Below are 22,146 nucleotides of genomic sequence, written 5' to 3'. Positions count from 1 at the left end.
ACCTGATCCGGCGGGCAGCAATTTAGATGCGGCCGTTGGAATGGAAATCCTTTCGACGAGGCTCCCATGACCGATCTTTTCGATGCCGCACCCCGTACCGGCTCCATGCCGCTTGCTGCGGAGTTGCGCCCTGCGACGCTTGATGATGTGATCGGTCAGGAGAAGGTTCTTGGCGAGGGAACCATGCTGCGCCGGCGCATCGCCGCCGGGCGGCTTGGCAGTATCATTCTCTATGGCCCGCCCGGGCTTGGAAAGACCTCGATTGCCCGCGCCATCGGCAACATGCTGGGCAAGAATTTCAGGCCTCTGCATGCGGCGCATAACAATGTCGCCGATATCCGCAAGATTGCCGACGAGGCGCGCATGCGGCCGACGCTGCTGTTCGCCGACGAGGTGCATCGGTTCAGTGCGACGCAACAGGATCATCTTCTGGCGCTCTGCGAGGAAGGGATTGCCGATTTCATCGGCGCGACGACCGGCAACCCCTATCACTCGCTGACGCCCGCTCTGATTTCCCGATCGACCATCCTGAAGCTGGAGCCCCTGGCGATCGAGGAGATGGAGGAGGTCGTGCGGCGCGGCCTCGATCATCTCGCCGGCAAAGGCATTGCGGTTGAGCTTGCCCCGGCACTGCTGCGGCGCATTGCCGGTCGCTCCGGCGGAGACGCGCGCCGTGCTCTCACCGTGCTCGAAAGCCTTGCCGTCGGCCATCCTTCGGGAAAGCCTGTGGTGATCACGGAGGAGATGGTCGATGAGGCCTATTCGGCGGCGCCGGTCAATCACGACCGGTCCGGTGACGCGCATTATGATGTGGTGTCGGCCTTCGTGAAATCCATGCGTGGCTCGGATCCGGATGCAACGCTCTACTGGCTGGCGCGGTTGGTGCATGGCGGCGAGGATCCGCGCTACATCGCCCGCCGCATCATGATCCACGCCTCGGAAGATGTCGGGTTAGCGGATAATACCGCATTGCAGACGGCTGTTGCCGCACTTCATGCGGTGGAGAAGATCGGTTATCCGGAGGCGCAGATCGTGCTTGCGCATGCAGCCCTTCATGTGGCGCGCGCGCCGAAATCGAATTCCGCCTGCCGCGGCATTTCGCTGGCGCTTGCCCATGTGGCAAGCGAGGCGCCGTCATCTGTGCCAATGTATTTACGCGACGCGCATTACAAGGGGGCAGCGACGCTCGGCCATGTCGGTTACGCCTTTCCGCATGATGACGGTCGCGGCTGGAGCGATCAGGTCTATGCGCCGGACGTGCCGCGTGGCTCCTTCTACCAGAGCGATGCGCGCGATGCCGCAACCTTCGAGCGGCGGGCGGACGAACATTGGGAGCAGGTGACCGGCCGCGCCTCGGCGCGGCGTTTCGGCGACAAACGCTGATATTGGCTTAACCGATCAGCGCGGATCGACCAGACCGGCTCGCACGCGGTTGACCACCGTCCAGATCAGCAGGACGCAGGCCATGGGCTGGATATGCCATGTCCAGTCGGGCAGGGTCTCGAATATGGCGACGAGCGCGCCCAGGGCTCCGAAGAGCAGGGCACGGTCGCTCTTGCCCATCGGCCCTTCGTAATTGCGTCCCGTGCCATGCGCGATGCCGAGAACGCCGGCAAATTCCGTCAGCACCGCAAGAAAGACTATGGTTGCGATCCATGGCAGGGAGAAAGGCGCAATCAGCGCGAAGGGGATGTAAAGCGCTGCGTCCGACACGACGTCGGTAATCTCGTTGAGATAGCCGCCAAGTGCGGATTGCTGGCCATGTTCGCGCGCCAGCATGCCATCGACGGCATTGAAGGCCATGCGGAGAAACATCCAGATCGGCACTAGCGCAAACAGTGCCGGTAAAGGCACGATGATCAACAGGACGCCGATCGCGACGGAAACGAACGAGGCGAACAGTGTCACCTGGTTGGCTGTCACCCCTATTGCTGCGAGCCGCACGACCAGCGGGCGAAGGAGGGCCTGGAATGACGACTTCAGTTTGTAGATCGACATGAAAGCTCGAATCCGCTTGATTGCGTTCAACAAATGCAGACGCAAGTTGAAGAAATCAACTGCAAAACTGGGGCTTTCATCCGTATAGGGTTAAGGAACAGATGGGCGGGAGTGACAAAAGCATGATCGAAACCGCGTTTGCGAGCCATGACGGCGTCGAACTTTTCTATCGCTACTGGCCCGCCCGCTCCGGCACGGCGAAGGGTGCAATCGTGCTTCTGCACCGCGGCCACGAGCATGGCGGCAGGGTAGTTCATCTGGTGGAAGAACTCGGTCTCGACGATTTCGCCTTCTACGCTTGGGATGCGCGCGGGCATGGCCGCTCTCCCGGCGAACGCGGCCACTCGCCGTCGTTTGCTCATTCGGTGCGCGATCTCGACTGCTTCGTTCGTCATATCCGCGAGACCGGCGGCTTTGCCATGGATCAGGTCGCGGTCGTGGCCCAAAGTGTCGGCGCGGTGCTGGCGTCCACCTGGGTGCATGATTACGCGCCTAGCATCCGCGCCCTGGTGCTGGCTTCCCCGGCCTTCGACGTCAAGCTTTACGTGCCCTTCGCCCGGGAGGGCATTGCGCTGTGGCAGAAGCTGAAAGGCACGTTCTTCGTCAATTCCTATGTCAAGGCGCGGTTCCTGACGCATGATGCCGAGCGCATCGCCTCCTTCGAGAGCGATTCGCTGATTACCCGGCCGATCGCGTCCAATATTCTTCTCGAGCTGTACGAGGCTGCCGACAGGGTTGTCGCGGACGCCCGTGCGATCATGGTGCCGACGCAATTGCTGATTTCCGGCAGCGATTTCGTCGTGCGCCATGCGCCGCAACATCGCTTTTTCGAAAACCTTGGCAGCACGATAAAGGAACGTTATGTCCTGCCCGGTTTCTATCACGATACGCTGGGCGAACGGGACCGGGCCAAGGCCGTGAAAAAGGTGCGTTCGTTCATTACCGAACGCTTCGAGGAGGCGCCGGTCGTTGCTGATCTTCGGCAGGCTCACCTATCCGGTTACAGCCGCGACGAGGCCGACCGGTTGGCGACGCCGTTGTCGATCGCCTCGCCGCGCGGATTGTATTGGGCTTTGACGCGCGCCTCGATCCGTTTCGGTGGTCTCTTTTCCGACGGCATCAAGACGGGCCTGCGCACCGGTTTCGATTCCGGTTCGACACTCGATTACATTTATGAGAACGATGCGCGGGGTCTTGGGCCCGGCGGCCGGCTGATCGATCGGCAGTTTCTCGATGCGATCGGCTGGCGCGGTATCCGGCAGCGCAAGGTTCATCTGGAAGAGCTGATCGGCAAGGCGTTTGCGCGCTTGAAAGCCCAAGATAAGCCTGTAAAGGTGCTCGATATCGCGGCCGGTCACGGGCGCTATATTCTCGACGCGGTGGCGGCATCCGAGGTGAAGCCTGACAGCATCCGGTTGCAGGATTATTCGCCGATCAATGTCGAGAAAGGCACGGCGCTCATTGCCGAGCGCGGCCTGAGTGACATCGCGAGTTTCCATCGCGCCGATGCCTTCGATACGGCCGGACTGGCGTCGATCGAGCCCAGGCCTACGCTCGCCGTGGTTTCCGGCCTTTACGAACTGTTCCCGGATAATCACGCCATCGAAGCCTCTCTGCGCGGTCTTTCGCAGGCGCTGGAGCCGGGATCGCTGCTGCTCTATACCGGCCAGCCATGGCATCCGCAGCTCGAGATGATCGCGCGGGCGCTCACCTCTCACCGCGGCGGCGAGGCATGGATCATGCGCCGGCGCACCCAGCAGGAAATGGACCAACTGGTCGCCGCTGCCGGTTTCCGCAAGATCGAGCAGCGCATCGACAAATGGGGAATTTTCACCGTGTCGCTGGCCGAGCGTATCTGAGGCCTGCATGGGGGAGAGGGTTACATCGGTTCCGGTTGGTACACGTGGCGCCGTGATGCGAACGGCAGCGCTCTGGCTGCTTTTCCTCGCGCCGTTCTTCTATCTCACCTATGGCGTGGCTAACTGGCTGGCTTCGCTGCGCGCCGACGTGCCGAACCTTGCCTTCGGCTGGGAAAAATACATTCCGTTCTTCGCCTGGACGATCATTCCCTATTGGTCAATCAACGCGTTTTATGCGCTGTCTCTCTTCGTCAACGATACGCCGCAGGATGTCGGCCGTCTGGCGCGCCGGTATCTGACTGCGCAGGTCGTGGCGGTTATCTGCTTCATCGCGTTTCCCCTGCAGGCGATTTTCGTGCGGCCGGAAACCGATGGCCTTCCGGGCTTCATGTTCGATGTTCTCGGCGGTTTCGACAAACCGTTCAACCAAGCGCCGTCGCTGCATATCGCCCTTCTGGTGATCATCTGGGACCATTGGCGCTGCCGCTTGAAGGGTTTTCCGCGCACAGTCTGGCATGTCTGGTGTGTGCTGATTGGGCTTTCGGTGCTGACCACCTGGCAGCACCATGTCATCGACATTCCGACCGGAATGTTGCTCGGCCTGTTTGCGCTCTGGTTGTTTCCTGCGGACAAAGCCTCGCCGCTTGCCGACTTCCGCCTCACGAAGGATCGAAAGGCGCGGCGGCTGGCGATCGTTTATGCGGTTGGCGCTACAATCTTCCTGCTGATTGCGGTGGTTTCGTTGCACAGCAACGGCGCAAGCCTTTTGTGGCTGTGGCCGAGCCTTGCCCTGGCGATCGTTGCCATCGGTTATGCCGGAGCGGGACCGCAGATCTTTCAAAAGCAAAGTAACGGGGTGACGAGCCTTGCGAGCCGCTTTCTGCTCTGGCCCTATCGTCTTGGCGCGCGGGTGAACCGCTGGTGGTGGACGCACAGGCTTCCGGCTGCGGTCAAAGTTGGCGACGGGGTGTTCCTCGGGCGCGCTCCGGGCCGTGACGAACTTAGGGCCTATGCCTCGGTCGTCGACATGACGGCTGAATTTCCGGCGCGCCGCGCTGCCGGTCTCGTTTGGCGTGCGATACCGTCGCTCGATCTGCTGCCGCTATCGGTGGCAAGTATTCGTGATGGGGCGCTTGCTGTCGAGGACGTCCGCAGCCGTGGCCCGGTGCTCGTCTGCTGTGCACTCGGGTTTCAGCGTAGTGCGGCGGTCGTCGCATGCTGGCTCGTGCGGTCCGGTCATGCGGCTAATGCTGCTGCGGCAACTGAGCAGATCAAGGCGCTCGGCCGTCCTGTTCATCTCAAGCCGCAAACCTATGCGGCAATCGACGAGGCGGCGCGATGAGCGACTGGAAACCAGCGACGGCAAAAGCGGTCCGGCGATTATGCTGCAACGGCATCGGTGGTGGCCTGGTCGCTCTGTTTCTGCTGGCCATCGCACCATTGACGGCAGGTTCAAACGGGTTCGGCTCGGCACTTGGCTGGTTGCTTCTGCTCGCTTTCTGCCTTGTCGCTCTCGCACTGACGGTTCATCTCCTGTTCGATGCCGCACTGTTTCGCATAGCGCTTTCGCATGATGGCGAAGAGGCGGGCCTGGCTGCGATCGATGACGTTCTGGTGCGAATGGGGCTGAGGGCGAAGCCTGCCGTTCCGGCACCCTTGTCGCAACGGTTTTTCGGATGCCGTCGGCTTATCCTGCTGCAATGGATGAGCCTTGTCGCCGGCATTGTACTTTACGGCATTCTTCTCCTCGATGCGATGAATGGAGGTCTTGCATGAGAGGCGGTGCATCCCTGCTTCAGATCGTGTCCGGTTCCTTGCTCGCCGTATTCGCGCGGGCGGTAACCGGAGTGCGTCCCATATGGGCGGGATCCGCGCCGAATGGCCGCCAGCGCATCTATTTCGCCAATCACGCCAGCCATGGCGATTTCATTCTTGTCTCGACCTGCCTGACGCCCGTCGAACGCAGCCGGACGGCTGCGGTTGCCGGGGCGGATTACTGGGATTCGGGCCGTGTGCGCCGATTCATCTCCCGCCGGCTGCTGCGCACCGTGCTTGTCGAGCGCAACTGGGTGGAGCGAACGGCCGATCCCATGCAGGTGATGCTCGATGCGCTTGGTACGGGGCAGTCGCTGATCTTCTTTCCGGAAGGCACGCGCAACATGACGGAAGAGCCGCTCTTGCGGTTTCGGTCCGGCCTCTACAATCTTGCGGCTGCCCGGCCGGATGTGGAGCTGGTGCCCTGCTGGATCGAGAACATGTCGCGCGTCCTGCCCAAGGGCGCGCTTCTGCCGATCCCGCTTCTCTGCCGGGTCGTTTTCGGCGAGCCGGTGGCGCTCAGCGAAGGCGAAGACCGCAAGATCTTTCTCGACCGCGCCCGGCAAGCCCTTCTTGCGCTTGCACCCCAAAGGGATGGAGATAGCCGATGAGCGATGACACGACGCGCCTTTTTATCGGTCTGGTCGGCGTGCTTTTGACGGCAAGCGTTATCGCCGGCGTTTTATCCTGGCGCAGCCCGAAACCGCTGCCGTCGACGCTCGACAATCTCAATGCGCGGATCAAGGCGTGGTGGATCATGGTGGCGGGCATCAGCTTCGCCTTCCTGTTCGGCACAGGCGGGGTGATCCTGCTTTTCGCCTTCGTGTCCTTTGCCGCGCTGCGGGAATATGTGACGCTGACCAATACGCGCCATGCGGACCGCTGGACGCTGCTCGGAATGTTCCTGATCGTCAACCCGGTGCAGTATTATCTGATATGGATCGACTGGTACGGGCTCTATTCGATTTTCATTCCGGTCTACTGCTTCCTGGCCATGCCTGCGCTGACGGCAATGCGCGGCGACACGTCCCGTTTCCTCGAGCGGGTCAGCGAGCAGCAATGGGGCATCATGCTCTCCGTCTACTGCATCAGCCACGTTCCGGCGCTGGTGACCTTGCCAATACCGGGCAATGAAGGGCGGGGACTGCTGTTGATCGCATTCCTGATCGCGACAGTGCAGGGCAGCGATGTGCTGCAATATGTCTTCGGCAAGCTTTTCGGTCGTCACAAGGTCGCTCCGAGCATCTCGCCCTCCAAGACCTGGGAGGGACTAATCGGCGGGATCGCCAGTGCCTCGCTGATGGGTGCAGGGCTTTACTGGCTTACTCCCTTCTCGCCTGTTGAGGCAGGAGTGCTGGCCGCACTTTCCTGCGTCATGGGCTTTTTCGGCGGCCTTGTTGCCTCCGCCATTAAGCGTGATCGTGGCGTCAAGGACTGGGGCCACATGATCGAAGGCCATGGCGGCATGCTGGACCGGGCCGACAGCCTGGTTTTTGCAGCGCCCGTCTTTTTCCATATTGTCCGCTATGCCTGGACATAGCGTTGGATCCGTCTAACTGGCGCAAACCGTGATCGTTATATTGCCGAGTCGGTGACAAAGCTGGCCATTGTCCAGGAGGGAGAGCGTGAAACCAGTGAGCAAGAAGCTCGGCTTGGTTCTCGCAAGCCTTGATACAATCTCCTGATACGCACAGTCACGTTGGCGCGCAGGACGAGATATTTCGTGTTTCGCTATCTTTGGATCATTCTTCTGCCACATGCGTTAGTAATCGCTGTGTGTCATCCGCACCCGAACGGATGAACATAATATTACAAGGAGTACAGGGATGAAAAAGACAATTGCCGTGGCCCTCGCAGCCCTCCCGGTCGCATTTGTTGCAACGGCCGCATCCGCAGCCGACGTCATCAGCCGGCGCGACAGCGTGCCGACCTATCAGGAAAATGATCAGCGCGGCGGTGTTCGCATCGGTTACCTGGATTGCTCGATCGGCGGCGGTGTTGGCTACGTTCTCGGTTCCGCCAAGGAAGCAGACTGCGTCTTCAAGTCGACAATGGGCAGCGAGCCGCTTGACCGCTATACCGGCGTCGTTCGCAAGATGGGCGTCGATCTCGGTTTCACCACCCGCAGCCGTTTGATCTGGGCGGTCTTCGCACCGACCGCAGGCTACCACCACGGTTCGCTCGGCGGCCTTTATCAGGGCGCAACGGCGGAAGCCACGGTTGGCGCAGGCATCGGCGCAAACATCCTGGTCGGTGGCACGTCCGGATCGATCCACCTGCAGACGGTGAGCGTGACGGGTCAGCTCGGCCTCAACCTTGCTGCCACCGGCACGTCTGTAACGCTGTCGCCTGCAGCAATGTAATCTGATCAATCGACCTGCCTCGCGATTTTCGTGAGGCAGGTCGAAATTATGACCGATGTAATTATTGGTTTTTCAGCGATTATTTCGATTCAAAGCGACGCTGCGGCACGCGCGGCCTGATCATAGTGACCGGAAAGCGCGCGTAGCCTTGCGGCAACCTGAGACAGGCTGTCGATAGCAACCTCCGTCGACAGCACCGACTTGACGAGCAGGCTCTCGCGGGTCGACTTGTAGCGGGCGCAGGCATCGGCACCGGCTTCGGTGACCATGACCAGCTTTTCCTTGCCGCGACGGCCGGACTTTATCAGCTTCATTCGCTCCAGCTTTTTCAGCGCGTAGGTAACCACATGCGTGTCCTCGATATTGAGGACGAGGGCGATGTCGGCTAGAGTTTTCGGCTTGTTGCGGCTGTTGATATTGTGCAGCACGAGAATATCGACCGGCGACAGATCCGGCACGCCGGCCGCCGCCATGCAGCGGACCATCCAGCGGCTGAAGGCGTGGTTGAGCATGACGAGGCCGAACTCGATCTCGGAGAGTGCGGGCAGCGCGCCGCTTGCCAGATGTTCCGAGGATACGATGGGGCCGAGGCTATGCTCCGCCAGAGGCTGCTTTTCCTGTGACATGCTTCCTCCTGTCCCACGAAGGAGAGGCGCCACGGCATGGCTGCCGCAGCGCCGTCCGATTATCTCTTGTATGCGTCGAGAATGGCCTGGCCGTCGGCTCCGGCCTTCTTTGACCAGTCTTCCGTCAGCTTGGCGCCGACTTCCGACAGGCCAGTCTTCAGTTCGGCGCTCGGCTCAAGAACCTGCATGCCGTTCTTCTTGAGCGTGTCCATATAAGACTTTGTCCTTTCAGCAGCGAGCGCCCAGCCGCGGCTTTCGGCCGCCGCCGCTGCGTCCGTTACGGCCTTCTGCGTGGCAGGATCAAGTGCCGCGAAGGCAGCCTTGTTGACGAAGATGGCGTTCTTCGGGATCCAGGCCTGCGTGTCGTAATAGTGGGTGAGGGATTCCCAGATCTTCGAATCGACACCGGTCGCCGATGAGGTCATCAGGCCGTCGACCACGCCGGTGGCGAGTGCCTGCGGCAGTTCGGCCGCCTGAACGGTGACCGGCTGTGCGCCAACGATTTCGGCAATGCGCGATGTGCCGACATTGTAGGCGCGCCACTTCAGACCCTTGAGGTCGGCAACGGAATTGACGTCCTTCTTGGTGAAGATGCCCTGCGGCGGCCACGGTGTGGCGTAGAGAAGCTTCAGACCCTGCTTGTCGAGCGCCTGTTCGATAGCCGGCTTGGAAGCGTCGTAAAGCTTCTTCGACTGATCGAAGCTGGTTGCCAGGAAGGGGACGACATCGAGGCCGAAGACGGGGTTTTCGTTTTCATGCAGCGACAGCAGAACTTCGCCGACCTGCGCCTGGCCGGTCTGGACGGCGCGCTTGATGTCCGGTGCCTTGAACAGCGAGGCGTTCGGATGGACGGTGATCTTCAACTCGCCCTTGGTCGCCTCGTCGATATCCTTGGCGAACTGGTTGAGGTTCTCGACATGGTAGTTTGCCGGCGGATAGGCCGACGGCAGGACCCAGTTGGCCGCGAAGGACGGTGCGGTGGTGGCGAGAAGCGCAGCCGCAGCAAGGCCCCATCGCGCAAATTTTCCAGTTACGTTCATCGTGTTCAGTTCCCTCTCTTGTTATCCCGGAAACGCCATTTGCGGCAGAACCATCACGATTTCCGGGAAGACCGTGATGATGGCGACTGTCGCCACGAGCAGGAAGAAGAACGGCAGCGAAGCCTTCGCTACCGTCAGGCTGTCACGGCCGCTCATCGTCTGGAGGACGAAGAGATTGAAACCGACAGGCGGCGAGACCTCGGCCATTTCGACGATCAGCACGAGGAAGATGCCGAACCAGACAAGGTCGAAACCGGCCTGCTGGATCATCGGCAAGACGACGACGGTGGTCAATACGATCATCGAAAGCCCATCGAGCGCGGCACCGAGCAGGATATACATGACCGTCAGCACGGCGATCAGCGCGAAGGGGCTGAGGTTGAAGCTGTCGACCCAGGCTGCGAGCGCGTTTGGAATGCCGGTATAGCCCATGGCGATCGACATGAAGCCGGCGCCGGTGAGGATCAGCATGATCATGCAGGTCAGCCGGGTCGCACCCATCACGCTGTCCCAGAAGGATTTCCAGGTGAGCGATTTCGACCATGCGGCAATGCCGAGCGAACCGAGCACGCCCCATGCCGCGCATTCCGTTGCCGTCGCCCAGCCGAGCAACAGCGTTGCAAAGACGAGGATAATCAGCAGCGTGACCGGAATGAGGTTGGCCGATTCCTTCAGCTTTTCCTTGAAGCTCATCTTCGGCGGGGCAGGCGGGGTCTTGTCCGGGTTGAGTAGCGACCAGACGGCGATATAGCCGCAATAGAGAACCATGACGATCAGGCTCGGCAGGAAGCCGGCGAGAAAAATCTGGATGATCGAGACGTTGGCGGCCACCGCATAAACGACCATGGTGATCGACGGCGGAATGAGGATGCCAAGCGTGCCGGCGCCGGCAAGCGAACCGAGGCTGACCATTTCGTCATAACCGCGCTTCTTCAGTTCCGGCAGGGCGATCTTGGCGATCATCGCCGTCGTTGCGGCCGACGATCCGGAAATCGAGCCGAACAGGCCGCAGCCGAGCACGTTGACATGCATGAGCCGGCCCGGAAGCCAGCCGAGCCAGGGAGCCAGGCCGCGGAACATTTCTTCCGAAAGTTTTGTCCGAAACAGGATTTCGCCCATCCAGACGAAGAGCGGCAGCGCTGCAAGCGACCAGGAGGCGCCATTGCTCCAGGAATTGGTGGCAAGCACGGCGCCGATCGGGATACCCGGCATGAACAGCATGGCGATGAAACCGCAGATCAGCAGCGAAAAGCCGATCCACACGCCGCTTGCCAGAAGCGCGAGAAGGGCAACCAGAATGATGCCGGAAATTTCGACGAGTTCGACTGTACCCATGAGATCAGGCCCCGCTCTGGATGGCGCGTTCGATGGCTTCTTCCGGTGTGTCCGGCGCGGGTTTTTCGTAACGGGGCAGGCCGCCGAACAGCACATGCACAAGCTCGTCGACCATGGCGACGGCAAGAATGATCAGACCGCCGGAAAAGCCGATCTGCGGGATCCATAAAGGCATGGCGATCACGCCCTGGGCTAGGTCGTTAAACGCCCATGAGGTGCGGTTCATGTCAAACGCATACCAGGCGAAATAGACCGCAGCAGCAGACCCGATCAGCAGGGCCACGACCTCGAAGAGCTGGCGGGTGCGTCCGGTCATCCGCTCGATCAGCAGGCCGACGCGGATCATTTCTCCTGAACGAAAAGTATGCGCCAGGCCGAGAAAGGCGGAAGCCGCCATCGCCCAGGAGGCGAAGTCGTCACCGGCCGGGACGTCGATGCCCAAGGGGCGGCCGGCGGAAAGCGCCAGCATGATGACGAAGATCGAGATGAGGAAAAGCCCGGCCAGCCAGCCGGAGACGAGATACAACCCATCCAGCCCCTTCCGGAGCCATTCGGGCAATATGCTGTGATGCGGATCAGCGGCGGACATGACGTGTCCTCCGCTCGAAAATGCGGAAATCGCTCATGTGGCTTCCCCTCGGTTGCCGTTGCAGGCAAGGCTCTTTGCGGCCCTTTGCCTGTTCGATAGGCATGATGCAGCATTGTGCATTTTCCTGTCAACTAATCATTGACGTTTTGTCGACGAACTGTTTTCGTTAAGCCAGATCGAGCTTCCAAGGGGGACGGCATGGCTGGCAACGCAACCGGCAGTAAGTGGGATTTCTGGGTCGATCGTGGCGGCACATTCACCGATATCGTCGGCCGCAAACCTGACGGAACCCTGGTTGCGCACAAGGTTCTCTCCGAAAATCCGGAGGCTTACCGGGATGCGGCGGTACAGGGCATTCGCGAGCTTCTGGGCGTCTCCACCGGAGAGCCGATCCCCTCAGGGTTGATCGGCGCGGTGAAGATGGGCACGACGGTCGCTACCAATGCGCTTCTGGAGCGCAAGGGCGAAAAGACGCTGCTCGTCACCACACGCGGTTTCCGCGGTGCGCTGGCGATCGGTTATCAGGCCCGTGCCGACATTTTTGCCAAGAAGATCATCAAGCCCGAATTGCTCTACAGTTCCGTCGTCGAAGTCGATGAGCGTGTCCGTGCCGATGGCCAGGTCGAGGCGGTGCCGGATGAAGCAACCGTCCGCGCCAACCTGCAGGCTGAGTTCGATGCCGGTTACCGCGCCATCGCCATCGTCTTCATGCATGCCTATCGGTATCCGGCTCACGAGCAGCTTGTCTCGCGTATTGCCGGCGAGATCGGCTTTACCCAGATTTCCGTCAGCAACCAAGTCTCACCGCTGATCAAGCTTGTCGGCCGCGGTGATACGACGGTGGTCGATGCCTATCTGTCGCCGATCCTGCGCCGTTACGTCGAGCAGGTGGCGGAAGAACTCGGGGCGGATGCGAACGGGTCGGGTGACGATGGCCCGCAACTGATGTTCATGCAGTCTTCCGGCGGCCTCACCGCCGCACGGCTGTTCCAGGGCAAGGATGCGATCCTTTCCGGTCCCGCCGGCGGTGTGGTGGGCGCGGTGGAGACATCACGGCTTGCCGGGTTCGACAAGATGGTCGGCCTCGACATGGGCGGAACGTCGACAGACGTTTCCCACTATGACGGAGAACTCGAACGCTCCTTCGAGACGGAAGTGGCGGGTGTGCGCATGCGCGCGCCGATGATGTCGATCCACACTGTTGCTGCCGGTGGTGGCTCGATCCTGCATTTCGAGAATGGCCGTTTTCGCGCCGGCCCGGATTCCGCCGGCGCCAATCCCGGACCGAAGGCCTACCGCCGCGGCGGGCCGCTCACCGTCACCGACGCAAACGTGATGCTCGGCAAGCTCTCTCCCGATCTTTTCCCGAAAATCTTCGGTCCCAACCGTGACCAGCCGCTCGATGCAGCGGCCGTCCGCAAGGCTTTCGAGGAGATGGCCGAGGTGGTCGGCGATGGCCGCTCGCCCGAACAGGTGGCCGACGGTTTTCTCGCCATTGCGGTGGAAAACATGGCGAATGCGGTGAAGAAGATTAGCGTTCAGCGCGGTTATGATGTCACCCATTATGCGCTGACCTGCTTCGGCGGTGCCGGCGGTCAGCATGCCTGCCTGACGGCCGATGCGCTTGGCATTTCGACCGTGCTGATCCATCCGTTTTCCGGCATTCTGTCGGCCTATGGCATGGGGCTTGCCGATATCCGCGCCACCCGCCAGCGTACGGTCTCTGAAGGGCTTTCCGTCGCACTTGCCTCGCTTGTCCCGGTTCGTGACGAGCTGACGGCCGCCGTGCTTGGCGAGATGAAAAGCCAGGGTGTGGCGGAGACGGATATCGAAGTCCTGCATCGCGCCCATCTGCGCTATCAGGGCACGGACACGACCTTGTCCATTGCTGTCTCCGACACGGAAGAAATGACCGCCGCTTTCGAGACCGCGCATAAAAAGCAGTTCGGTTTCATCTTCGAGAACCGCGAGATCATTTTCGAAGCCTATGAAGTCGAGGCGATTGGTGGTGGGGCGGATAGTTCCGAACCGGAATTCGCGCTTGAGACTGCAGTACCGACATCGACGGAAGCGACGAAATTCTTCTCCGGTGGGGCATGGCGGGATGCTCCCATCTATCGCCGCGCCTACATTTCGCCTGGTGCCCGCGCTAATGGCCCCTGCCTGATCGTCGAGCCGCACCAGACGATCGTGGTCGAAGACGGCTGGGCTTTCGAGATCACAAAACTCAACCATGTGGTGCTGAAACGCGTCGCGGAGCTTTCCCATGCAAAGGCCGTCGGCACTCAGGCCGATCCGGTCCTGCTCGAAGTCTTCAACAACCTGTTCATGTCGATTGCCGAGCAGATGGGCGTGACGCTGCAGAACACGGCGTCTTCGGTCAATATCAAGGAACGGCTGGACTTCTCCTGCGCGGTGTTCGACGAAAACGGTGCGCTTGTCGCTAATGCTCCGCATATGCCGGTGCATCTCGGCTCGATGGACCGTTCTGTCGAAAGCATCATCGCGCAGAACAAGGGCAGGATCCGTCCCGGCGACGTTTTCGCGCTCAACGCGCCCTATAATGGCGGCACGCATCTGCCGGATATCACGGTGGTCACGCCGGTTTTCGATGAGGCAGGTGAAAAAATCCTGTTCTACGTTGCCTCGCGCGGTCACCATGCTGATGTCGGCGGCACGGCTCCCGGCTCGATGACGCCGCTTGCGACGACGGTCGATGAGGAAGGCGTGCTGTTTGACAACGTCCTGCTGGTCGATCGCGGCAGGTTCGACGAGGCGGGCATCACGAAACTGCTTTCCGATCATCCCTATCCGGCCCGCAACGTCGCCCAGAATGTCGCCGACCTTCGCGCCCAGATCGCCGCCAACGAAAAGGGCGTGCACGAGATGCGCGAGATGATCTCGCAGTTCGGGCTGGATGTGGTTCAGGCCTATATGGGCCATGTGCAGGATAACGCGGAAGAGAGCGTACGCCGGGTACTGGAAAAGCTCGGCGATGCCGAATTCTCCTACGCGACCGACCAGGGCAGCACGATCAGGGTGAAGATCACTGTCGACAGAGAGAAGCGCGAGGCGACCGTCGATTTCACAGGAACCAGCGAGCAGAAAAAGAACAATTTCAACGCGCCCGAGCCGGTGACGCGGGCGGCGGTTCTCTATGTCTTCCGCGTCATGGTGGAAAGCTCGATCCCGATGAATGCCGGCTGCCTGAAGCCGATCAGGATCATCGTGCCGGATGGCTCGATGCTGAAGCCGCAATATCCGGCAGCCGTCGTTGCCGGTAATGTGGAGACCTCGCAGCATGTCACCAACGCGCTGTTCGGCGCTCTCGGTGCGATTGCGGCCAGCCAAGGAACGATGAACAATCTCACCTTCGGCAACGCCACCTACCAGTATTACGAAACCCTGTGCTCCGGCTCGCCGGCAGGCAGGTTCAACGACGGCACCGGTTTTGCCGGTACGGATGCGGTGCATGTCCACATGACCAATTCCCGCCTGACCGACCCGGAAATTCTCGAGACGCGTTATCCGGTGCTGCTGGAAGATTTTCATATCCGTGAAGCATCCGGCGGCAGGGGCGGGTTTTCTGCCGGTGACGGCACGAAGCGGACGATCCGCTTTCTGGAAAAGATGGATTGCGCCATCCTCTCGTCGCATCGCACGATCAAGCCGCATGGGCTTGCCGGTGGCGGAGAAGGCGAACTCGGCCTTACCACCGTACGCCGTCTCGACGGCTCGGTGGAAGAACTTGCCGGTTGCGCACAAACGCTGATCGAGGCGGGCGAAGCCGTCACGGTCGTGACGCCGACGGCGGGAGGTTACCTGGCGGCGGAGTAGGAGCGGCGAGCTGGGTTAGTTTTCCGCCAGCCAGCTGGAGACCTGCTCCAGGGTTCTCCGCTCCTGGTCAGCCTCCATCGAAAAGGCCGGGCGCAGGTCGGCGCCCGGCATATGGGCGCGCAGCACGTCGATACTGTTGCCCAGCCCATATCCTCCATGGGTCATGAAGGGAATGACCACCTTGCCGGACAGGTCGTGGGCGCGAAGGAACGAGCGGATCACCGGCGGGGCGGTCATGCCCCAGATCGGCATGCCCAGATAGATCGTATCATAGCGACCGATATCGGCGACGAAATGCCCAAGCGGCGGCAGGTATTGCGACTGCGTTTCGCGGCGCGCCTGTTCTACCGTCGCTTCGTAGTCCTCCGGATAGGGCGTCTCCGTCTTGATCTCGAACAGCGTCGCATCCATTGCCCGCCTGATCTGGCGGGCTATGACGGCGGTGTTTCCCGTTCGCGAATAATAGGCGACGAGGATGCGCCCCGCTTCAGCAGGGCGCTGATCGGCCGATGTCTCGGATGCTGCCAGCACCAGACCGGCGGCCGTCAGAGGCAGAGCCTTCAGCAGGTTTCTTCTCGGCAATTCTGTTCCCATGATCGACCGCCTCCGGCTTCCGGTTTCGTCAGTCTATGGCACCGGCCTTGGCGTAATCCTCGTCGGAGACCTTTTCCATCCAGGTGACGACGCTGCCGTTTTCGGCTTCGGCCACGGCGAAATGCGTCATGGCTTCATCGGCGGACGCGCCATGCCAATGTTTCAGATGCGGCGGGATCCAGACGACATCACCGGGACCGACCGTTTCGACAGGACCGCCTTCCTTCTGCACCCAGCCCTTGCCGGAGGTGATAAAAAGCGTCTGTCCGAGAGGGTGGGTATGCCATGCGGTGCGCGCGCCGGCCGAGAAGGATACGGTTGCGCCACTGATGCGCGCTGGATCGGTGCCCTTGTAGTGGCCGGCAACGCTCACTTCTCCGGTGAAATAGGCGTCCGGTCCGGGGCCGGGATTGCTGTTGGCGCGTGTGACCTGAAGGTCCATGTCTGCTCCTTCGGAATTGAGTGGTGTAGGCTTTGCTTGAGCCGCAGCGTTACGGCTTTCGAAGACTGCTTTCAGCACGGGGACTGCGGACATGGCGCGTGGCCAGCCTGCATAAAAGGCGACATGGGTTATCGCTTCGGATGCCTCGGAAGCTGTCAGGCCGTTATCCATCGCGCGGTTGGCGTGAAATGGCAGCTGTTCCGGCTGGCCGATCGCCACGAGTGCGACCATGGTAATCAGGCTGCGGTCGCGGGCGGAAATATCCGGCCTCTGCCAGAGATCACCGAACAGCACGCGGTTGGTCAGGTCGGCAAGGGCAGGGGCTGTCGGGGCGACCGCCGTGTTGACGGTCGCTGTACGGGCAGCTTCCGCCGCCGCTTCAAGTTCGATGCGTGCGGCATCGCTGTTTCTCACCGGCGCGATATTGCGTTCACCGAAGACCTGGGCGACTTCCTGCACCGCTGAAATCGCATTGGGCCAGCCGGAATAAAGCGCGAGTTGGGTGATCAGTTCACCGATCTCCTCGGGCTTTACACCGTTATCGAGCGCGCGCCGCACATGGCTGCCGATCTGTGCCGACTTGCCGGTGGAAACGAGAACCGCGACCGTCACGAGGCTGCGGTCGCGGGGCGCAAGTTCGGTTCGCTCCCACACCTCGCCGAAGAGGATGCTATCGGTGAAATGGCCAAGCCCCGGTGCAACGTCATAGACCGCAGGAGGAGCGACGCGCCGCCGCTCCTCCTGCGCTTCGACGCCTGTGACGGCGAGCGTGGACATGGCGATACTGGCGGCGATGTTCTTCGTCCGGATTTTCCTCTTCATACGGTCTCGGTTGGCTAAAAGCGCGGATTTCCCTGACCCTTGATGTGGGTCGGAAGTCCCGCGGGATTAGATGGCTGAAACCGATTGGGCCTATGCGACGGGTTCATGAATGGTCGGCCGGTCGCGCCATCGATATCGGCGACGCGACCGGTCTCTTTTTAGAAGCGCAGGAGTTTTAGAAACGCAGCAGGGTCTTGATCGCCCGGCGCTCGTCCATCGCCCTGTATCCCTCCGCCACGTCGGCCAAAGGCAGTTCGAGGTCGAAAACCTTGCCGGGATTGATCGTGCGGTCGAGAACCAGATCCATCAGATAGGGTAGGAAGCGGCGCACCGGGGCGGGGCCGCCAAGCAAGCTCTTCTGCTGGAAGAACAGGTTCTGGCCATCGAATGTAACGCCATGCGGAACACCGACAAAGCCGATCTTGCCGCCTGGACGGGCGCAGGCGAGCGCCTGGGACATGGATTCCTGCGTTCCGACGCATTCCAGAACGGAAGCAGCACCTACGCCCTCGGTCAGTTCCTTGATGCGGGCCACGCCTGCGTCACCACGTTCAGAAACGATATCGGTTGCGCCGAATTCCATCGCCAGATCCTGGCGGGTCTTGTGGCGGCTCATCGCGATGATGCGTTCGGCACCCATCTGTCTGGCGGCGAGAACGCCCATGAGGCCGACAGCGCCATCACCGACGACGACGGCGGTCGAGCCTTCCTGGACGCCTGCCGCGTCGGCTGCATACCAGCCTGTACCCAGCACGTCGGAAGTGGCGAGAAGGCTCGGGATCAGATCGTCAGCGGGCAGGTCGGCGGTTGCGACAAGCGTTCCGTCGGCCAGAGGCACGCGGGCATAGGGCGCCTGAGCACCGGTCATGAATTCGCGCTGCTCGCAGGACGACTGGAAACCGAAGCGGCAATGCGGGCAGGTATTGTCCGAGAGGCAGAAGGAGCCGACGACGAACTGGCCCGGCTTGACGGTCTTGACCGCACTGCCGACTTCAACCACCACGCCGCAATATTCATGGCCCATGGAGAGCGGCGAGGTGACTTCGTTGGCGCCGCGATAGGGCCACAGATCCGATCCGCAGATGCAGGATGCGGACAGTTTGATGATGGCATCCGTTGGCTTGAGGATCTTCGGTTCGGAGACTTCCTCGCAGCGAACGTCGCCGGGACCATGGAGAATTGTCGCAAGCATTATGTGCTTCCTTCTGATTTAAATTTTGTTGTCGGGAATGGATGAGGGGTTCGATCAGCCCTTCGAAGATGTCGAGATGACGAGCCAGGCGCAGAGTGCCGCACCTGTCGCCATCACCGCGATGACCCAGCCCATCGGCCAGGGCGTACCGTCCGCAAGAGTGCCGACCAATCCCGACCCGGCAATGCCGCTGCCATATTGAATGGCGCCGACAAGCGCCGAAACCGAGCCGGCCTGTTCGGGGTAATCGGCCATCGCACTCGCAATCGAATTGGCGACGACGAAGCCTGTGACGGAAACGAAAGCCAGGAGCGGCAGGAACAGCCCCATAATCCGCCGAAATCGGAATAGGAATTTATCGCAAGGACGATGCCCGAGATCATCGCAAAGGCCGTACCGCCCGCGAGAATCCGGTTCATGCCGAAGCGATGGGCGAGCCGGGCATTGATCAGGTTGGTGATGACCATGCCGATTATGCCTGAACCGAAGAGCAGCCCGTAATATTCGGCCGGAACCTTGTGGTAGGTGATGAAGGCGAACGGGGTTCCGGCAATATAGGCATACATGCCCGAATAGAAGAAGGCGCCTGCACCGGCATAACCGATGATCTTCTTATGGGTGAGCAGATCCGCGTAACGGCGGAAAGCCCCCATTAGTGGTTCCGTGCGCCGTCGCTCGGCCGGCAATGTTTCAGGCAGGGTAAAAAGGCCTGCAAGGGCCAGAAGCCCGAGCAGTACAAGCACCCAGAAGATCGCCCGCCAGCCGGCGATGGCTGCGATCTGACTTCCGAGGATGGGACCGAGCAACGGAGCGATCGCCATCACGGCAATCAGCGTCGAGAGCATCTGCGCGGCGCGCGCGCCCTGATAGAGATCACGGACGATGGCGCGTGACAGAACCACGCCCGCACAGGCGCCGAGTGCCTGGAGGATGCGCCACAGAATTATTTCCTGGACACTTGCCGAGAGCGCACAACCGATCGAGCCAATGACAAACAGGACAAGGCCGATCGCAACCGGAATCCTCCGACCGTATTTGTCGCTCAGGGCTCCCCATAAAAGCTGTCCAAGGCTGAAGCCGATCAGGAAGCCTGAAATGGTGAACTCGACACTGCCTGCATCGGCGCCCAGCTGATCGGCCATTTCCGGCATCGCCGGCAGATAAAAATCGGTCGAGATCGACGCAAAGCCCATCAATGCGCTTAGGATGGCGAGCACCTGCCAGCGCTGTGTATGTGGTGTGGGGGCGCTGTCGGCGATGCTTTCGGCCGAACAGAGCTGAGTTTGGGATGGCATGATGGTGTGGGTGTCCTGTTGCCGGATAAGTGCCAGCGCCCGGCAGGGCATGCTGCTCCTGCCGGCCTGAAATAACGCGGGAATGTTAGAGACCGGTCGTCCTGAGCAGATGTTCGGGATAACGCTCACCCTCGATCCGGATCTCGGCGGCGGCTTTTTCTATCCGTGCAAACTCACCCGATGTCAGTTCGACATCCGCGGCTGCTAGGTTCTCTTCGAGCCGGTGCAGCTTGGTGGTACCGGGGATCGGAACGATCCATGGCTTCTGCGCCAAAAGCCATGCAAGCGCGATCTGGGCAGGCGTACCACCCTTTTCATCGGCAATCGTCTTCAAAAGATCGACCAGCGCCTGGTTTTTCTCCATCGCCTCCGGCGTGAAGCGCGGCAGGATATTGCGGAAATCGCCTTCGCCGAGCTTCGTATCCTTGTTCATAGCGCCGGTGAGGAACCCCTTGCCGAGCGGGCTGTAGGGAACGAGGCCGATGCCGAGTTCCTCGCAGGTTTCAAGAATGCCGTTGGTCTCGACACCGCGGGTCCACAGCGAATACTCGTTCTGCAGCACGGTGACCGGCTGCACCGCATGGGCGCGGCGCACGGTTTTGGCGCCCGGTTCCGACATGCCGAAATGCTTGACCTTGCCCTCGGCAATCAGGTCTTTCACCGTGCCGGCGACATCCTCGATCGGCACATTGGGATCGACGCGATGCTGATAGAGCAGATCGATCACCTCGACGCCGAGGCGCTTCAGGCTGCCTTCGACGGCTTGCCTGATATGCGCCGGCTGGCTGTTCAGGCCGGACTGCTTGCCGTCGACGAAGTTGAAGGCAAACTTGGTGGCGATGACGACCTGATCGCGGAAAGGCTTCAATGCCTCGCCGACCATTTCCTCGTTGGTAAAGGGGCCGTAGACCTCAGCCGTGTCGAAAAACGTTACGCCGCGTTCGACCGCCTGACGGATCAGGGTGATGCCTTCCTCTTTGCTGACCTTATTGGCATAACCAAAATCCAGCCCCATGCAGCCAAAACCGAGTGCCGACACTTCAAGGCCGGCCTTTCCGAGGACGCGCTTTTTCATATCCTGTCTCCATTCACGGACAATAACGAGCGGGTGTCTTCCGGCCAGTTTTCGCTGGCGATCACCTCACCGCGGATGGAGATGTAAACCTTAAGCAGTCATTCTATTAGGCGCTGGATACGGCATGAACTTATGCTTGAAATTCATGAATTGGCTCGAAGGCAGGTCATTCCGCAGCTCGCTCGCCGTAGATGATAAATGTGATTGCCGAGCCTCACCGCTTATTCAGATAGGTTCCTGCCCAACAGGCGATAAGCGCTATCCGTATCGGTAATCACTGTGGTCGCCAGGCCTGCACGGAGGCACGCAGTCAAAATCGCCCTCTTATGCGCTCCTCCGGACGCAATGATCCGTGTTGGAATGCGGCGATAATCGTCGATCGATGGAGATATGACCTGTCGGTTCAAGGGGTGATCAATCTCCTGGCCGTTACCGTCGAGATATCGTCCCAGAAGATCGCCGACAGCACCGGCATCCGTCAATTTCTCAACATCGGTACCAGTGGGCAGGCCGTATCGAACCTGAAGCGATTCCGGTGAAATGTCGCCGATGCTGAGGATAGAGACATCTACCGCGGTTGCTTCTTGAAGCAGGCTCTGGAACACCGTCTGCGCAACGATCGTGTCACGCGAAGCCGGATCGTCCGCATAGATCGGTGCTGCCAGATAGTGACATTCCGCATTCATGACCTTGGCGAAGCGCCGCACGATTTCGAACGTGTTGATTTCCGAGCCGCGCGTCAAGCCACCCATCATCGATCGAACCTTGACGTTCGGTACATTCGCCGGCGCCATATGGTGGACGGTCTCGCGTAGCGTTGCGCCCCAACCGACCCCAAGTGACGCCGGCTCGCTTGCCTGGATCAGTCGCTCCAGAAACATTGCAGCCGCGCGACCGATCACGGTCGCCATCTGTTTTTTGTCCTCGGGAGTCGGAACGATGACCACGTCAGTCAGGCCAAATCGCTGCCGCAGCTCAGCCTCCAGCTCGATGTTTTCGGTCAGTGGAGAGTTGAAGCTGATCTTGACGACACCCTGATCAAGCGCTGCTGAGAGCAGCTCGTTGACCTTGCGGCGTGTGAGCAGCATCCGCTCGGCAATCTGCGCCTGCGTCAATCCTTCCACGTGATAGAGCCACGACGCTCTTACCATGAGCTGCTGATTGGACATGTTGCCTCCCGCCCAAATGTCACATCAGCGTAACATTTGTAACCTAGAGCTACGCGAAGTCGGCGGGGCGGTAAAGCGGCTTTCATCAACCACAG

Annotated in this window: 19 protein-coding genes; 8 read left to right on the top strand and 11 right to left on the bottom strand. The window is 60.7% G+C overall.

Annotation, left to right across the window (positions count from 1 at the left end; all coding sequences use genetic code 11):
* Nucleotides 1-66: 66 nt before the first annotated feature.
* Nucleotides 67-1,383, top strand: coding sequence for a replication-associated recombination protein A (locus tag GGE33_RS16810; protein ID WP_183825295.1), 1,317 nt, complete (start codon nucleotides 67-69; stop codon nucleotides 1,381-1,383).
* 15 nt (nucleotides 1,384-1,398) lie between these two features.
* Here the strand turns inward: GGE33_RS16810 and GGE33_RS16805 are convergent, their stop codons facing one another.
* Nucleotides 1,399-1,998, bottom strand: a complete 600-nt coding sequence (locus GGE33_RS16805) for a CDP-alcohol phosphatidyltransferase family protein (protein WP_183825292.1) — start codon at nucleotides 1,996-1,998, stop codon at nucleotides 1,399-1,401.
* A 122-nt stretch (nucleotides 1,999-2,120) separates the two neighbouring features.
* On the opposite strand from GGE33_RS16805, the gene GGE33_RS16800 reads away from it, so the two are divergent.
* The 6 genes from GGE33_RS16800 to GGE33_RS16775 all read left to right on the top strand — a co-directional run bounded on the left by GGE33_RS16800 (nucleotide 2,121) and on the right by GGE33_RS16775 (nucleotide 8,035).
* Nucleotides 2,121-3,857, top strand: coding sequence for a bifunctional alpha/beta hydrolase/class I SAM-dependent methyltransferase (locus tag GGE33_RS16800; protein ID WP_183825289.1), 1,737 nt, complete (start codon nucleotides 2,121-2,123; stop codon nucleotides 3,855-3,857).
* 7 nt (nucleotides 3,858-3,864) lie between these two features.
* A complete protein-coding gene (locus GGE33_RS16795) occupies nucleotides 3,865-5,199 on the top strand; it encodes a phosphatase PAP2/dual specificity phosphatase family protein (protein WP_246436165.1) in 1,335 nt (444 codons plus the stop codon).
* Nucleotides 5,196-5,633, top strand: a complete 438-nt coding sequence (locus GGE33_RS16790; RefSeq protein WP_148144535.1) for a hypothetical protein — start codon at nucleotides 5,196-5,198, stop codon at nucleotides 5,631-5,633. Before GGE33_RS16795 ends, GGE33_RS16790 begins: the two co-directional genes overlap by 4 nt.
* On the top strand, nucleotides 5,630-6,283 hold the full coding sequence (locus tag GGE33_RS16785; protein WP_183825285.1) for a lysophospholipid acyltransferase family protein: 654 nt from the start codon (nucleotides 5,630-5,632) through the stop codon (nucleotides 6,281-6,283). Before GGE33_RS16790 ends, GGE33_RS16785 begins: the two co-directional genes overlap by 4 nt.
* Nucleotides 6,280-7,212, top strand: a complete 933-nt coding sequence (locus tag GGE33_RS16780) for a phosphatidate cytidylyltransferase (protein WP_183825282.1) — start codon at nucleotides 6,280-6,282, stop codon at nucleotides 7,210-7,212. Before GGE33_RS16785 ends, GGE33_RS16780 begins: the two co-directional genes overlap by 4 nt.
* Before the next feature lie 286 nt (nucleotides 7,213-7,498).
* On the top strand, nucleotides 7,499-8,035 hold the full coding sequence (locus tag GGE33_RS16775; RefSeq protein WP_148144538.1) for a DUF992 domain-containing protein: 537 nt from the start codon (nucleotides 7,499-7,501) through the stop codon (nucleotides 8,033-8,035).
* Nucleotides 8,036-8,124: 89 nt separating this feature from the next.
* Here GGE33_RS16775 and GGE33_RS16770 read toward each other — a convergent pair whose 3' ends face one another.
* The 4 genes from GGE33_RS16770 to GGE33_RS16755 are packed head-to-tail and all read right to left on the bottom strand — an operon-like array spanning nucleotide 8,125 to nucleotide 11,625.
* Nucleotides 8,125-8,661 carry a winged helix DNA-binding protein gene (locus GGE33_RS16770; RefSeq protein WP_183825278.1) on the bottom strand — a complete coding sequence of 179 codons (537 nt, stop codon included), beginning with the start codon at nucleotides 8,659-8,661 and terminating at the stop codon, nucleotides 8,125-8,127.
* Nucleotides 8,662-8,720: 59 nt separating this feature from the next.
* Nucleotides 8,721-9,701, bottom strand: coding sequence for a TRAP transporter substrate-binding protein (locus GGE33_RS16765; RefSeq protein WP_183825275.1), 981 nt, complete (start codon nucleotides 9,699-9,701; stop codon nucleotides 8,721-8,723).
* A gap of 21 nt (nucleotides 9,702-9,722) precedes the next feature.
* Nucleotides 9,723-11,036, bottom strand: coding sequence for a TRAP transporter large permease (locus GGE33_RS16760; RefSeq protein ID WP_183825271.1), 1,314 nt, complete (start codon nucleotides 11,034-11,036; stop codon nucleotides 9,723-9,725).
* 4 nt (nucleotides 11,037-11,040) lie between these two features.
* Complete coding sequence (locus GGE33_RS16755; RefSeq protein WP_183825268.1) at nucleotides 11,041-11,625, bottom strand: TRAP transporter small permease; 585 nt, start codon at nucleotides 11,623-11,625, stop codon at nucleotides 11,041-11,043.
* A 198-nt stretch (nucleotides 11,626-11,823) separates the two neighbouring features.
* Here GGE33_RS16755 and GGE33_RS16750 point away from each other — a divergent pair, with 198 nt between their 5' ends.
* Nucleotides 11,824-15,462, top strand: coding sequence for a hydantoinase B/oxoprolinase family protein (locus tag GGE33_RS16750; protein WP_183825265.1), 3,639 nt, complete (start codon nucleotides 11,824-11,826; stop codon nucleotides 15,460-15,462).
* Nucleotides 15,463-15,477: 15 nt separating this feature from the next.
* Here the strand turns inward: GGE33_RS16750 and GGE33_RS16745 are convergent, their stop codons facing one another.
* The 6 genes from GGE33_RS16745 to GGE33_RS16720 all read right to left on the bottom strand — a co-directional run bounded on the left by GGE33_RS16745 (nucleotide 15,478) and on the right by GGE33_RS16720 (nucleotide 22,051).
* Nucleotides 15,478-16,056 (bottom strand): flavodoxin, encoded by a 579-nt coding sequence (locus tag GGE33_RS16745; protein WP_183825262.1) that lies wholly within the window; start codon nucleotides 16,054-16,056, stop codon nucleotides 15,478-15,480.
* A gap of 28 nt (nucleotides 16,057-16,084) precedes the next feature.
* A complete protein-coding gene (locus GGE33_RS16740) occupies nucleotides 16,085-17,320 on the bottom strand; it encodes a (R)-mandelonitrile lyase (protein WP_183825259.1) in 1,236 nt (411 codons plus the stop codon).
* 175 nt (nucleotides 17,321-17,495) lie between these two features.
* Complete coding sequence (locus tag GGE33_RS16735) at nucleotides 17,496-18,512, bottom strand: zinc-dependent alcohol dehydrogenase family protein (RefSeq protein WP_183825256.1); 1,017 nt, start codon at nucleotides 18,510-18,512, stop codon at nucleotides 17,496-17,498.
* A gap of 113 nt (nucleotides 18,513-18,625) precedes the next feature.
* Complete coding sequence (locus GGE33_RS16730) at nucleotides 18,626-19,807, bottom strand: multidrug effflux MFS transporter (RefSeq protein ID WP_246436163.1); 1,182 nt, start codon at nucleotides 19,805-19,807, stop codon at nucleotides 18,626-18,628.
* 85 nt (nucleotides 19,808-19,892) lie between these two features.
* The gene (locus tag GGE33_RS16725; RefSeq protein WP_183825253.1) at nucleotides 19,893-20,882 is read right to left on the bottom strand and encodes an aldo/keto reductase; all 990 of its coding nucleotides are present in this window, start codon (nucleotides 20,880-20,882) and stop codon (nucleotides 19,893-19,895) included.
* Nucleotides 20,883-21,103: 221 nt separating this feature from the next.
* A complete protein-coding gene (locus GGE33_RS16720) occupies nucleotides 21,104-22,051 on the bottom strand; it encodes a sugar-binding transcriptional regulator (RefSeq protein ID WP_183825250.1) in 948 nt (315 codons plus the stop codon).
* Nucleotides 22,052-22,146: the final 95 nt, after the last annotated feature.

Origin of the sequence: Aliirhizobium cellulosilyticum (genome assembly GCF_014198105.1) — a bacterium.
Classification (GTDB): Bacteria; Pseudomonadota; Alphaproteobacteria; order Rhizobiales; family Rhizobiaceae; genus Neorhizobium; species Neorhizobium cellulosilyticum.
The sequence above is the reverse complement of the archived record's forward strand: the minus strand, read 5'-3'. Positions and strand labels throughout refer to the sequence as shown.